We start from the raw sequence: 13,589 nt of genomic DNA on the forward strand, positions 1-13,589 counted from the left end.
ACGGTGTCAACCGAGTTGCATGTGAAAGATGAACATCTTCTCAATCTGAAGAACGCGGATCGAAGGCGTCCCGCAGCCCGTCACCGAGGAAATTTAGCGCGAGCAATGAGGTGGACATCAAGCCTGCAGGGAAGGCGAGCAGCCACCACTTGCTGTCGAGCGGATTGATGACCTGCGCCCCATCCTTGAGCAGCGAGCCCCAACTGGCCGCCGGATCCTCGATGCCCAGGCCGAGGAAACTGAGGAAGCTCTCGTCCCGGATCACCGCCGGAATGGTCAGGGTCAGATAGGTCAGCACAATGGTGCTAAGGTTGGGCCAGAGATGCTTCCAGATGATGGACCAGCCCTTCTGCCCCATGGCACGGCTGGCAGTCACGAACGCCAGTTCCTTCAGCACCAGCACCTGGCCACGGACAATGCGAGCCATGGTGAGCCACTGGATGAACCCCAGGGAGAGCACCAGGAGGAAGATCCGCTTGTACGGGATCATCGCTCCAGCCCAGGCTTCCAACCAGCCCCATTTCTCCCGCTGACCCCAGAGGCGCAGACCGTCCAGGGCATCAGTGAAATAACCATCAAATGCCGCGATGAAGATCATCACAAAGAGCAGGCTGGGCACCGAGTTCAAGATGTCCACCAGACGCATCATGCCGCCGTCCACCCGCCCCCCGGCATAGCCGCTGATCATGCCGTAGGTGCCGCCAATGATGAGGCTCACCAATGCTGCCACCAATCCCACCCCCAGACTCACCCGGGCCCCTGTGAGCAGACGGTAGAAAAGATCCTGCCCGTTCACATCCGTGCCCAAGAGGTGCCTCGACATGCCCCCATCACACCAGGACGGCGGCACATAGGAAGACTCGCTCACCATCTTCACCTCCGCTGGCAGAAACGCCGGCACAAAAATCGCCGTCAGCGCCACCCCCAACAGGTACCAGAAGCAGAGCATGGCCACGCGATTGCGTCGCAGCACCTGCCAGCCATTCGGCGGCGAGCCTGCCCATCGATGAGGGGTCGCAGCAGCGTCAGGCATGCAACTGGATGCGTTTGTCGAGGAACGTGTACATGACGTCCACCACGAAGTTAAAGAATACCAGCAGGGCGGAGTACACCACCACCGCCCCCGTCAGCAGGAAAGGGTCCGTATTCTGAATGGCATTCACAAACACCATGCCCAGTCCGGAAATGTTGAAGACACTCTCCACCACGAAGGAGCCTGTGAGCACATACGCGGCCATGGGCCCGAGGTAGGTGACGACAGGCAGAATCGCCACCTTCATCCCATGCCGGGCCAGGGCGGTCGCGTCATCCAGTCCCTTTGCCTTGGCCGTGCGCATGTAGTTCTGCGACTTCACATCCAGCAGGCTGTTCCGAGTCAGGCGGGCCACATAAGCCAGAAACGGCAGCGCCAGACAAATCGATGGCATGATGAGCTGTGCGATCGTGCCAAAGCCCCCGATGGGCAGCCAGCCTAGCTTCAGGCCGAACAAAGCCACAAAGAGCGGCCCGGTGATGAAGGACGGAATGCTGATGGCCGCAAGGGCTAAGAACATGCTGGTGACGTCCAGCGCCGAGTCCTTGCGCATCGCCGCCAGAAACCCCATCGACACACCGCCCACGGCGGCGATGACAAAGGCACTGCCACCCAGTATCAGAGAGTTGGGCAGCTTCTGCCCCAGAACTTCCGCCACAGAAAGATTCTGATACCGCAGCGAAACATTGAGGTCCCCTTTCAGCAGGCGCTTCACATAGCGCGCCAACTGCCACCACTTGGGACCATCCAGTTCCGCATTCTTTTCCCGCTCCGCCTTGGCCGCCGCGGTGAGTTTCTCCCTCTCAAACGGTCCGCCCTTCTGGGAGATGGACAGCAAAAACGTCAACGACACCACGAACCCCAGCACCACGAGGCTGCTGAGGAATCGGCGGAGGATGAACGCGAACATCGGCCCCCGACTTAGGCGCGACAGCGCTCAAGGGCAAGAGGCAAACTGGAAATGATAAATTCTGAATTTGGAATGAGGAATGAACAGCCAACACCCTGCCCAGAATCAAGAGCTCCGCCGTTTGGTGCATTGCCCTCAATTCATCATTCCTAATTCAGAATTCCTGATTTTCTGCCGCTACTCGAGAGTAATGCCGCCCCAGTAGCCAAACTCCCAGGCCCAGCCGGTGGCGGCACCTTCGAGCTTCACATCCACTTCCTGGCCGGCGAATTCACTGAGGTCGGCGGCGACGGTCTTCCAGCGGTCGCCATCGTGGCCGATGACCTGCTTCTTGATGACCTTGTCCCCCACCTTGATGCGGAGCTCCCAGTCGCCCTGATCATGGGACGCCACCACCACGGTGAGCTTGTGCGGTTTACCCGGGGCCAGCTTGACCTTGCGCTCCAGAGTGGCGGGTTTGTTCTCCGCAAACGGGTGCATGAGGAGCACATTCTTCCGCCCCTGGTACTCTGGCAGCTTCACCGGGGTCCGCTCGAAGTCCGGTGCCGAGACCTTCCAATCCGGATTCCACAGAGACACGCTCTCCCAGTCGATGGCCCGCCAGTTAGTTCCGCCGGAGGGCTTCTTCGCCACCGGGGCGTCCATGTTGGTGCTGAGGGCGATCTTCTTCTCCCTGGTCAGCGGCCCCTCTTCTGGTGGAGCCAGGATGTACCAGATGAGGTTGCGGAAGGCATCATCCGGCAGCGCGCCGAACCCCATGGGCATGAGGCTCTGGTGAGTGTTCTCCACCTTGGCCACCTGATCCCGCGGCACGATCTGCTCTGCACCGCCGATGGCCAGCACCTTCACATGGGAGGGCGTGTCCTCCACCACGCGGCCGCTCACCGTGCGGTTGTCCTTGGTGGTCACGTTCACCGCTTCATAGCCATTGCCGATGATCTGGTTGGGATCGATCACATTGGACAGCAGCGCATCGAGGTTGCTGCGACCACTGCCAATCAGTTCCGGCCCAACCTTTTGACCACCGCCGAAGAACTCATGGCAGGTGGCACAGGTGGCCTGGAACATGAGCTTGCCAGCCGCCAGATCCGGCTCCCCTTCCAGGCTCGCTTTGCGCTTGGCAGCGATGAGGGCCTTGACGTCCGCATTGGATTCACGCCAGACGCCCAGCAACTCTTCCGCCCGCCTCTTCAATGCCGCATCCTTCTGAGTGGCGAAGAAGCGGCTCACAATCACCGGTACATCGGCACGGGCCACACGATGGTCCTTCACCGCATCCAGCAGCAAGGCGGCCCATTGCGGGCGGCTCGTCAGGGTTTGGGAAATAGCAGTGCGCACCGCCGGGCTGCCTTTGGCCCAACGCTGCAAGAGCAGGGCAGGCATGGCCTCACCACCCGCCTCCGCCGTGGTGCGTACGGCTTCCAGCAGCAGCGGCTCGGGAACGTCCGACTTCACGAGCGATTGAAGCCCGTCCAGGATGGCGACACCACCGGCCTTGCGCGCCACTTGCAGCGCATCGATGCGCTGTTGCAGCGGGGTCTTGTCATTGAGCACCAGCGTCATCGTCTCGGCCACCGCGGCCTTGTCACCCCAGAGCACCGCCAGGTTGTGAGCCTGCTTGCGCACCTCTCCGTTCTTGCTGGCGCGCCACGCTGCGAGCTGCGCGGAGGGATCGGCCGTGGGTTTCAGCACACCACTCTCCTGGCCCTTCACCAAGCCGTCGAGCGTGGTGGCGAGAAGGGCCTCTTCACCCTCCAGTCTGGCGGCGAACTGCAGCGCGAGATCCATGTTCTTTGCATCTCGTGTGTCTGACAGACGGCGCATGGCCTTGTATGCCAGCGTGCGCGACATGGGCTGGGAAGCCGGAGCCACCGTGGCCAGCCATGGCACCCACTTGTCCGGCTTCGCGGAGAGGTTGGGCTCGAGAGCCATCCAGAGATGGAAGGCGATGAGACGGTCGTTCTCTGCGCCGCTGGATTTCAGGAGGTTTTCGAGCGCCACAGGGTCGAGATCCCCAATCGCGTAAGAGAACGGTAAAGGATAAAGTTCGCGTTCCAGTGCCTTCACGTTTGGTTCTGGGAGACGACTGGTACGCCCCAGAGGAGTTGGCATAAAGTACTTCTCCACCATCACCCCTCTTAGGGCCACTGCCGCAGCTTTTCGGACCGTGGGATCGGCATCAGAAGCCAGCTTTTCCAGGATGGGATAGAAGTGCCGCTTCACACTCTGCCCTTCACGGACATACTCCACTCCGTAGTGCAGCATGTTGTCTGGCGTCTCTCCCGTGAGTCGGGCCGCCCAGATGCGCAACGCCGGATCGGCATCCGTCGCCGCAAGTTTAATGGCTTCCAGAATCTGCTGAAAATCTCTCACGCCGCCGGCATTGAGGGCCCACAGCGCCTCCATCCGGGTGCTGGGTTCCCTGGAGGTTTTGAAAAGCTCAAGAAGAAGGGGTGCCGCAGCGCGATCATTCAGCTCCTCCAAACAGCGGCGGGCCGTGCGCCGCACCCAGTTGTTGCTGTGACCCATGAGCTTCACCAGTTCCGGCGTGCCCAGCTTCTCCAGATTCAGGTCCTTTGATTCCCTCGAACCCACGCCGGCCTTGGCCAGCGCGGGATCATCCTTTCCGGTGTACACCACCCGCCAGATACGACCACGGGCGCGGTCCACGCCTTCGGGATTGGCCTTGGCATTCTGATAGCAAGGGTACTTGTCGCACCAGTCCATCACCCAGAGGAACCCATCCGGCCCCGTCTTCGTACTCACGGGGCGGAACCACCCGTCATTGGCCCGCAGGAAGTCGCGCACCGGGGCGGCCTTGAAGCTGGCCCCCATCGGGTTCACCACTTCCTCATGAATGGCGTTGTCATGGATGTTGCCGATGAACAGGTGCCCGTTCGCATCAGCGGGATAGCGGCCCCCTTGATAAATCTGAATGCCCGCGTAAGCGGCGCGGAAGTGCTTGAAGTTCACGATGCTGGGCAGCAGCTCGTACGAGTACGGATTCTCCGGCGCTCCACCCTGACGGACATAGAGCCCACCCGGGGACATATGAAACAAGTGATCGATGACGCAGGCGCTGACGAAGTGATTGCCCGCAGCGTCAAAATCACATCCCCAAGGGTTGCTGGTTCCGTCTGCATACACCTCAAACATCCACGGAGCAGCCTTGGACTTGTAATGCGCGTCAGAAGCCCAGGATTCCACCGGCTTGCACCGCCCGATGCCAGCGTTGAACACCACCCCCTGATCCTTGGGATCTCCCGGGCGGCGCACCTTGGAGTGGGTGAACACCCCGTGCGTCATGTAGAGCCAGCCATCCGGCCCCCAGGAGAAGGAGTTCAGCAGCTCGTGCGTGTCCTCGCGGCCAAAGCCGGTCAACACGACGCGCCATTCATCCGGTTTGTCATCGCCGTCGTTGTCCCGGAAGTGGAGAAGATGCGGCTGCTGGCCGATGTACACGCCGTTGTCCCCATAGAGAATACCGCAGGCGAGATTGAGGCCCTCCAGGAACACTGTACGCTTGTCGGCCACGCCATCATTGTCTGTGTCTTCCAGAATGACCACGCGATCTCGCGGAATCGGCCCCTTGAGATCCGGCATGGGGTGATAGAGATCATCCTTGGCCTCGCCACCGAAGGGCGCAGGGGCCGTGGAGCCTTCCGGGTATTCGTAGAGCTCCACCACCCAGAGCCGCCCCTTGGGATCCCAGGCCATGCCCACGGGATTCTCAATCATCGGTTCGTGGGCAAAACACCGCACCTCATACCCGGGCGGCACAGTCATTTTCTTCTGCGCCTCCTCAGGGGTGGGACAGATGGAGTTCGCGGGAGCGCGCTCGCCCACCAGCTCTTTGCTGGCGGTTTGGGCTGAGGCGGTCCCCACGAGCCCCAGGGCGAGGAGCGACAGGAAAAGGGTGGGAGTTCTCATGGGAAGGAAGATGCGTGGTCGAATGCTACGAAAAACGGCCTGGGATCTGGCGGACAACTTTTATGACGAATCGGTCGTCAAGGTTCAAGGCGTACTCCCCTTTGCCCCACTGCCCAAGATGCACCTTGTGACAGTGAAAATTCTCTCCAACGTCCTCCCATGCAGAAAAAGCGGACGATCAAGATCAACAAGCCCCCGATTCTTTACCCGGAAACTCAGCGAATCATCACCCGGGTGGAAAAGAAACTGGACGGCCCCTTCATCGCCTACTGGTCCAGCGGCAATGGTTCTGTGTGCCACAACGACGTGGCGGCCTTCTTCGAAGTGCTGAAGAACCTCGGTCACCAGAAGCATCTCTATCTTTTCATCAAGTCCAACGGCGGCAACGGGCAGGCTGCCCTCCGCATCGTGAACCTGCTGCGCCAGTACGCCACCAAGATCACCGCCCTGGTGCCGCTGGAGTGCGCCAGCGCTGCCACGATGATGGCGATCGGTGCCGATGAGATCAAGATGGGCCCCCTGGCCTATCTCACCGCGGTGGACACCTCCCTCACCCACGCGCTCTCCCCGGTGGACCGTAACAACTACGCGGTGGCCGTGAGCCAGGACGAGCTGAACCGCGTGCTGCGCCTGTGGCGCGAGTCCTCCCAGGCCGGCGACACCAACCCCTACAAGAATCTCTACGATCACGTGCACCCGCTCGTGTTTGGGGCGATCGACCGCGCCAGCTCCCTGTCCATCAAGATCTGTGAGGAGATCCTCTCTTATCATTTAAAGGACGCGACCGAGCGGGAGCGCATCAGCAAGCACCTCAACTCCGCCTACCCCAGCCACGGCTATCCGATCATGTTGCGCGAAGCCAAACGCGTCGGCCTGAAGGTCACCGAGCTGGATCCCGAGCTGAACGATCTGCTGGTGAGCCTGAGCGAGCGCTACTCAGAAATGGGGCAGCAGGCCATCACGGACTTCGACGAGAAGAACTACCACGACCATGAGATCCTCAACATCATCGAGGGCAAGGGTGTGAGCTTTAACTTCCAGAACGACAAGGACTGGCACTACCGTGAAAACGAAAGGCGCTGGGTGCCGCTCAATGACCAGAGCGCCTGGAACAAAAACACCATGGTGGCCGGCAAATTGCGCACGACCCGCTTCCACATTCGCTAAGTTAAGAGCACTCCCCGGGGCCACTCGTCACCCACTCCTCCTGGCATGAAGCCCCACACCTGCCCTCGGTCCGCCTTGCCAGCCCATGGGCTTTCCTGGCCCGTGGCGCTGGTGATGGTGGCTCTGATCGCCTCTGTAGCGGCCTATTGGTGGCATCTACAGGACCAGGCGCACGAGGCGCGGGTGGTGGCGCGAGTAGGACCGGCCACTGCCACACAAGAGATCACCCGCCATCAGGTTGCCGAGGCCTTGAGATCCCTGCTCTGGCGGCGCAGTGAGACCTGGGAGTCGCTGTCTCCCCAGCTTCAGCAGCAACGCCGCCTTGAAGCGCTCGACAGCCTGGTGAGCTCGCATGCACTTCATCTTTGGGCGCTCACCCAGCCAGGGAATGAGCACCCGACAGCAGCGGAGGATGCCCTGCAAACCTTCATCAAACAGTTCGAGATCCCTGACTCCTGGCGGCAGCGTTCCAAACTCCAGCAGATGAATGAAGCCCAGCTACAGGCTTGGGTGGAAGAGGAAACCCGGCAACGCCTGGCGTTCGACGCCGAGATGAGTCGCCGGATGGCCAGGGTGACGCCCGATGAGATCAAGGCATGGCTCCGCGATCACGCCACTGAGGTACAGATCCCAGAGCGACTCTCTGCCAGCCATGTCTTTCTAAGCGGTCACGATAAGGACAAGCCAGACCGCACCGCAGAAATCACCGCGTATCATCGTCGCATCATCGCAGGCGAGACCACACTCTCCGCACTGGCGGGTGAGGTCTCCGAAGATGGTCGCAGCAACAAGCTAGGCGGAAGTCTGGGCTGGTTCAGTCGCGACCGGGTGCCTGCCAACTTCGCGGAAAAGGCCTTTGCCCAGAAGGTTGGGGAGCTTAGCGCCCCTTTCCGCACGGAACTTGGTTGGCACATCGTCTTGGTCCATGCGAAGCGCCCCGCCCGCCCCGCCACGTTGGAGGAAGCACAGGCCGAAGTCGCCGCCCATCTCACCTCCGTCCGGCGCAGCGCCGAATCCGCCAAGTTGAAGGAGGAGATCCTGAAGCTCATTCCCGTGGAAAAGCACCTGGACCGCCTGACCGGCGTGGCCCCGGAAAACTAGGGGCAATCGACGCTGCGCAACCTCATTGCGTATTCCAGCAGTCCGCCTACTCTAGCGCCATGTTTGGCAGCAAAAATAACAGCGTGGGCGTCATCGGCCTTGGCATCATCGGAAGCCGGGTGGCCGAGCGCCTGCGCAATGCGGACTTCAACGTGTATGTCTGGAACCGCTCCATCAAGCCTGAGCCAAACTTCATGGCCTCCCCTGCCGAGGTGGCGGAAGTCGCCCAAGTGATTCAGATTTTCGTACGTGATGCCGAGGCACTCGTAGCGGTGATGGAAGACATGAAAACGGCCCTGACGCCGGATCATGTGGTGCTCTGCCATTCCACGGTCAACTCCTGGGGCATTCGCCGGGCCGTGGCCATCGCCGACAGCGTGGGGGCAGCCTTCCTGGACGCCCCTTTTACCGGCAGCAAGACGGCGGCAGAGAAGGGCCAGCTTGTTTATTATATTGGCGGCGATCAGGCACCCCTGGATCGCGCCCGAAAAGTCCTGGAAACCAGCGGCAAGAAAATCATCACCCTGGGGAAGGCGGGCGACGCCACCGTGCTCAAAATCGCGACCAACCTCATCAGCGCCGCAGTGATCGAAGCACTCGCTGAAGCCATGGCCATCACCAAGGCTGAAGGCATTGATGTTTCCAAGCTGCAGGAAGCGCTGGCTGACAACGCGAACTCCTCCGCCCTGCTCACCATGAAGCTGCCCACCATGGCAGCCCGCAGTTACGCCCCGCATTTCTCCCTGAAGAACATGCTCAAGGACGCCCGCTACGCCCAGGCGATTGCGGACGAGAAGGGCCTGGCCCTGCCCGTGCTGAATGCCTCCGCCTTGGCCATGGACCGAGGGGTGCGGAGCGGGCAGGGTGAGTTTGACTACTCCGTGGTGCTGGAAAACTTCGCCCCCATGCTTCGCGCCGTCGAAGAACGGGCAGCCCGGTTCAAGGCCAAAGAAGCCGCTGCCGTGCCGCCGCCCACACCAGTAGAGGCCGCACCAGTAGAGCCCACGCCAGTAGAGCCCACGCCAGCTGAGCCCACGCCAGCTGAGCCCACACCAGCTGAGCCCACACCAGCTGAGCCCACACCAGCTGAGCCCACACCAGCTGAGCCCACACCAGCTGAGCCCACACCAGCTGAGCCCACACCAGCTGAGCCCACACCAGCTGAGCCCACGCCAGCTGAGCCCACGCCAGCCGCGGAGACACCGCCACTGGAAACTGAAAAGAAGAAGGCGGAGGCGGACGCCGTGAAGACAGAGGAGGCTGGCAAGGTGACACCTCCTGCGGATGCCGCAGCAGAGAAACCCAAGGAGTCTCCCCTCAAGCCCCTGGCACCCACATCCGCCTCAGCCGACGCGCCTTCCCTTGCCAAGAAAGACGAAGCCGCAAAAGACAAAGCTGCACCTGAGCCGTCATCCGAACTCCCTGCAACCATCACCAAGGATGCCGAAAAGGCTCCTGCTGAAAAAGAAATCTCCGAAAGCAAAGACGCAAGCACCGCCACCGCGGAAACCAAAGACCAGCAAAAGGACGAGAAAAAAGAGAAGGACGTTCCTGAGATCAAGGTGGCGGGAGATGCTCCTGCCGAGAAGAAAGAGGGTGAAAAAAGCGCTGCCGAAAAGGCCCAGAAAACCGCCAGGGATTCTGATGAGAAAAAGGCGGAGCCAGATGCGCCGACTCCTTCCGGTCTTCCTAAACCTCCTGCCATTGCCAAGGCTGGGCTGAAGCCCTCCGCCCCCGGCTCAGACAAGACCGAGGACATCCCAGACAGCAAGTTGGCCGAGGGCACAGCAGACTCGTCCAAAGTTGAGAAACCCAGCTCTGCCCCAGCCCAGACCGAAGTCGCCCCAGCAGTCAAACAGCCCTCCTTTGTCAGCCGCCTCTTCCGAGGAATCACTGGCAGGGGCAAAAAGGACAAACAAGATCAGGCGACACCGCCTGTGGCGAAAGACGTCAAAACACCCGATCCTGTAAGCGCAGCAACACCTTTGCCAGCCGCCCCAGCGGTCACCGGGAAGGACAAGGGCCAAGACAAACCCAAGGAGGCCGCCAAGGAGAAGGACAAGACTCAGAGCTCACCACCGACCGCCAAATCTTCGGGCGGCTCTCTCGCCGCCGTGCTGGCCACGGAGTCCAGAGAAGTCAAAGCGACTTCGACCGACTCCGAGAAACCTGCCCTCCCCCCGACCAAACTGCCGCCACCACCCATCAGGCCAGTCAAGACCTTGCGCCCCAAGAACCCCGCGGCCCCTGCCACCACACTGGTGGCCAAGTTGCTAAGTGACACGGACGCAGACGATGGGGATGACGATATCGACGGGCCGGCGGCCATCACCGCGGTCGCCGCTCCTCCTCCTCCTTCTGATGAAAAGGAGAAAGGAAAGTTGGCCCCGCCTCCCGTAAACCCGGTTGTGGCTCCCGAGAAAACGGCAGAGCCAACGCCTGCTATTGCAGAGATCGCCCCTGCCTCTGCGGGCTCTCCGGCTCCAACGGTCAGCGAGCCTGTTTCCCAACCTGTTGAGGTCGAAACAACCCCGACTCCTGCGGAGGAGAAACCAGCCCGGGCAAAAACCGAACCGGACGCTCCAAAGCCCCCCCCCGCAGACACCCCCTCTGTGGTTGAGCTTGCTCCTAAATCGGAAGTCTCCGCCAAGACTGAACCTGAGCCCGCCGTGCCCGCCTTCGACGCAAGCAAGTCGCTGGAGGACATTGCCCGTGAGGTCAACGCAAAGCTCTCCGCCTTTCCGAAAATCCCGGAACGTACGGTTGCCCTGCCCGAGACCAAAGAGCCGGTCGCAGCACCGCCCCCCATCACTCCACCTCAGACCCGTCTGGAAGGCACCCGCGGTTTCATCGTCCCCAACCTGGCACCTGCGCCGCCATTGCCCGCCGAGGGACCCGCCAGCGGGCCAGCCCCTGCCCCTAATCCTGCGCCAGCACCCGCGGCGGTTAAAGCTACCGCGTCTCTGGCGGACACAGAGGCCTCTGAAAAGGGCAAGTCCTCACGCAAGGGGGACCCAAGCCAGCCGGAAAAAAAGGAGCCAGAGACCCCGGGCTCACCTGAGGCGGCTGTTCCCGCGGATCGCAAAGCCCCGCCCCAAGCTTGAACATGACCAAAGAACGCTTCGAGGAAATTTCGCAGCAAGGCGGATACGTCAACCTGAGCGCCCGGTCCAAGTGGCTCCTCCGTGGAGCCGACCGGGTGCGCTACCTGAACGGGCAGGTGACCAACAACGTCAGGGCCGCCACTGAAACCCGGTCCGTCTATGCCTGCGTGACCAATCTCAAAGGCCGGGTAGAGGGAGATATTTTCATCCACGCCAGTGCGATCGGTGACGACCCGGTCCTCGTGGTGGATGCCGAACCCGGTCTGCGAGAGCCCCTCAGCCTGCGGCTGGAACGTTACATTATTGCCGATGACGTGGAACTGCTGGACGTGACCGAAGAGTGGCAGCTCTGGCATGCCTTCGGTGAAGAGGCCACCCAGTATCACGAAATGGCACTGCCAGAGAGCGCGCATCGCGCCGCTGCCTGGCGCTTTGGCCTGGAAGGCGTGGACCTCTGGTGGCCCGTGGCGGCCGGAGATCCGCCTCTGGCAGAAGGGATGCGCCCTCCGCTCACATCCGAAGAACTGGAGACCTGGCGAATCTGCGCCGGAGTGCCCCGCTGGCCAAATGAGCTCAACCCAGAGGCGTTCCCACCTGAAGCAGGTCTTCAAGAGCGGGGCATGGACTACGCGAAGGGTTGCTACATTGGGCAGGAAATTCTCTCGCGCATCAAGACCACTGGAAAGATGCCTCAGAGTCTGGTGCGGCTGCAAGGGAACGGCGATGCCGCCGCCCTCTTCCCAGCCGGAGCCCTGCTATTTCACCAGAAGGAGGACGGCATCTTGACCAAGGTGGGCCATGTGACCAGCGCCACCCTGCATCCAGGACACGGTCTTCCGGTCGGTCTGGGATATGTGAAACAGGCGTTTGCGTCTGCTCATTCACTATTGCTTGCGTTCGAAGAGCCGCCTAGGATAACTTTCGAAGTTGATATTCTCATCTCATGAACTGGAATCTTGCGCTGCTCCCGGCTCTGGCCCTTTCCACCCTTGTGCTGGCATCTTGTGAATCCACGGGCCCGGCTGGTGGCTCGGTGATCACGAATCCCGACGCCGATGAAGTCACCCGTATGGAGAGCCAGTGGGGCATGAAACCCCGGATCGTGAAGCCACGTCTGCGGCCCATGGAACCCGGCGATCTGCCGGAAAATACCGTGCCGACACCGAATCCCACCTACAGTGCGGAGCCTGAATTTGCTCCCGCTGCACCCGCCCCTGCCCCCCAGCTTCAAGAGCCCATCCCCACGGAAGCGCCCACCGTGGATCAGGCCACCATTCAGAAACTGCGCTGATCCGGCCTGAAGCGTGCTCCTCCTTGGGTTTCTTCACTCCAGGAGCGCCCCTCCCCCCCTCGCGACGCACCTCTACGCAGATTCACGCGTAAAACCGCTCGCACAAAAGGCCAATCGAGGCTAACCACGCTACGCATAACCCGCACCCCAAGTCGTCCCCATGAAGTTGTCCTTCCGCTGCCTGTTCCTGGCCACGTTCCTTGCCCTGCCTGCCGTCCATGCTGAGCAACCTGCAGCAACTGCCTCGTCCAAGCCGGTCGCCGCAGTCAAAAAGCAACTTCCTGCCGAAGCGCAGAACCTTGTGGAAGAGTCTCACAAGCTGGCGGTGATGAAAGTCATCTTCGGTGGTGAGGAACGACAGATCGTGTTTGAACTCCTTCCGAACGACTCCCCGGTCACCGTCCAAAACTTCGTGGACAACGTGAACAAGGGCACCTACAACGGCCAGGCTTTCCACCGCGCCGTGGATGGCTACTTGGTCCAGACCGGGGACCCCACCAGCAAGGACAAGGACCAGCGGGACCAATGGGGCCTGGGTGAGGAGTACACCATTCCCGGTGAGTTCAAGCTTCCGCACACGGTCGGCTCCGTCGCCATGGCCCGCCGCGGTGACAAAGTGAACCCCAATCGCAAGTCCAACGGCACCCAGTTCTACTTTGCCGTGGGTGACATGAGCAGCCTCAACGGCCAGTACAGCGTCTTTGGCAAAGTGGTCGTGGGCCTGGATGATCTGAAGGAACTCTCCAAGGTGGCCACGGACTCCAACGACTGCCCGCTGGAGCGCGCCGAGATCAAGAGCATCAAAGTGGTGGACCAGAAGGGCCCCGTGGTGGCCATGGCCTCCAGCAGCGCCAACAAAGGCAAGCGTGGCAAGACCAAGCCGGACTCGCTTAAGAGCCCCTTCGAAAAGTTCCTGGAACGCGTCTGGTAAGCTTCACGGGGAACGTATTTTATACTGACCTTTCGGGCAGTGGAGCCACAGCGTCTCCACTGCCCTTTTTCTTTTGTTGTCTCCATTTCGCCAAAAGGGCGGTTCTCCCCTGAGTTTGCCGA

9 protein-coding genes are annotated in these 13,589 nt (G+C 61.2%); 6 read left to right on the plus strand and 3 right to left on the minus strand.

Annotated elements, in window-relative coordinates:
- Positions 1-40: 40 nt before the first annotated feature.
- The 3 genes from VSP_RS28960 to VSP_RS28970 form a co-directional block, all read right to left on the minus strand.
- Positions 41-1,033, minus strand: a complete 993-nt coding sequence (locus tag VSP_RS28960) for an ABC transporter permease (RefSeq protein ID WP_009965127.1) — start codon at positions 1,031-1,033, stop codon at positions 41-43.
- Positions 1,026-1,943 (minus strand): ABC transporter permease, encoded by a 918-nt coding sequence (locus VSP_RS28965; protein WP_009965128.1) that lies wholly within the window; start codon positions 1,941-1,943, stop codon positions 1,026-1,028. Before VSP_RS28965 ends, VSP_RS28960 begins: the two co-directional genes overlap by 8 nt.
- 177 nt (positions 1,944-2,120) lie before the next feature.
- Complete coding sequence (locus VSP_RS28970; RefSeq protein WP_009965129.1) at positions 2,121-5,873, minus strand: PVC-type heme-binding CxxCH protein; 3,753 nt, start codon at positions 5,871-5,873, stop codon at positions 2,121-2,123.
- A 159-nt stretch (positions 5,874-6,032) separates the two neighbouring features.
- Here VSP_RS28970 and VSP_RS28975 point away from each other — a divergent pair, with 159 nt between their 5' ends.
- From VSP_RS28975 to VSP_RS40200, 6 genes are all read left to right on the plus strand, one after another.
- Positions 6,033-7,040: an ATP-dependent Clp protease proteolytic subunit gene (locus VSP_RS28975; protein WP_009965130.1), complete on the plus strand. Its 1,008-nt coding sequence runs from the start codon at positions 6,033-6,035 to the stop codon at positions 7,038-7,040.
- A gap of 45 nt (positions 7,041-7,085) precedes the next feature.
- Positions 7,086-8,141: a peptidylprolyl isomerase gene (locus VSP_RS40195; RefSeq protein WP_009965131.1), complete on the plus strand. Its 1,056-nt coding sequence runs from the start codon at positions 7,086-7,088 to the stop codon at positions 8,139-8,141.
- A gap of 59 nt (positions 8,142-8,200) precedes the next feature.
- Positions 8,201-11,245 carry an NAD(P)-binding domain-containing protein gene (locus VSP_RS28985; RefSeq protein ID WP_009965132.1) on the plus strand — a complete coding sequence of 1,015 codons (3,045 nt, stop codon included), beginning with the start codon at positions 8,201-8,203 and terminating at the stop codon, positions 11,243-11,245.
- Between the two features lie 2 nt (positions 11,246-11,247).
- Complete coding sequence (gene ygfZ / locus VSP_RS28990) at positions 11,248-12,192, plus strand: CAF17-like 4Fe-4S cluster assembly/insertion protein YgfZ (RefSeq protein WP_009965134.1); 945 nt, start codon at positions 11,248-11,250, stop codon at positions 12,190-12,192.
- Positions 12,189-12,536, plus strand: a complete 348-nt coding sequence (locus VSP_RS28995; RefSeq protein WP_009965135.1) for a hypothetical protein — start codon at positions 12,189-12,191, stop codon at positions 12,534-12,536. The genes ygfZ and VSP_RS28995 overlap by 4 nt, the downstream gene beginning before the upstream one ends.
- A gap of 160 nt (positions 12,537-12,696) precedes the next feature.
- Positions 12,697-13,467 (plus strand): peptidylprolyl isomerase, encoded by a 771-nt coding sequence (locus VSP_RS40200; RefSeq protein WP_009965136.1) that lies wholly within the window; start codon positions 12,697-12,699, stop codon positions 13,465-13,467.
- The last annotated feature ends 122 nt before the right edge of the window (positions 13,468-13,589 follow it).

This window comes from Verrucomicrobium spinosum DSM 4136 = JCM 18804 (assembly GCF_000172155.1).
GTDB lineage: Bacteria > Verrucomicrobiota > Verrucomicrobiia > Verrucomicrobiales > Verrucomicrobiaceae > Verrucomicrobium > Verrucomicrobium spinosum.

Excerpts from the sequence above, each read along its gene's own strand:
- VSP_RS28960 (WP_009965127.1), bottom strand. The coding sequence starts at position 1,033 with ATGCCTGACGCTGCTGCGACCCCTCATCGATGGGCAGGCTCGCCGCCG.
- VSP_RS28965 (WP_009965128.1), bottom strand. The coding sequence starts at position 1,943 with ATGTTCGCGTTCATCCTCCGCCGATTCCTCAGCAGCCTCGTGGTGCTG.
- VSP_RS28970 (WP_009965129.1), bottom strand. The coding sequence starts at position 5,873 with ATGAGAACTCCCACCCTTTTCCTGTCGCTCCTCGCCCTGGGGCTCGTG.
- VSP_RS28975 (WP_009965130.1), top strand. The coding sequence starts at position 6,033 with ATGCAGAAAAAGCGGACGATCAAGATCAACAAGCCCCCGATTCTTTAC.
- VSP_RS40195 (WP_009965131.1), top strand. The coding sequence starts at position 7,086 with ATGAAGCCCCACACCTGCCCTCGGTCCGCCTTGCCAGCCCATGGGCTT.
- VSP_RS28985 (WP_009965132.1), top strand. The coding sequence starts at position 8,201 with ATGTTTGGCAGCAAAAATAACAGCGTGGGCGTCATCGGCCTTGGCATC.
- ygfZ (WP_009965134.1), top strand. The coding sequence starts at position 11,248 with ATGACCAAAGAACGCTTCGAGGAAATTTCGCAGCAAGGCGGATACGTC.
- VSP_RS28995 (WP_009965135.1), top strand. The coding sequence starts at position 12,189 with ATGAACTGGAATCTTGCGCTGCTCCCGGCTCTGGCCCTTTCCACCCTT.
- VSP_RS40200 (WP_009965136.1), top strand. The coding sequence starts at position 12,697 with ATGAAGTTGTCCTTCCGCTGCCTGTTCCTGGCCACGTTCCTTGCCCTG.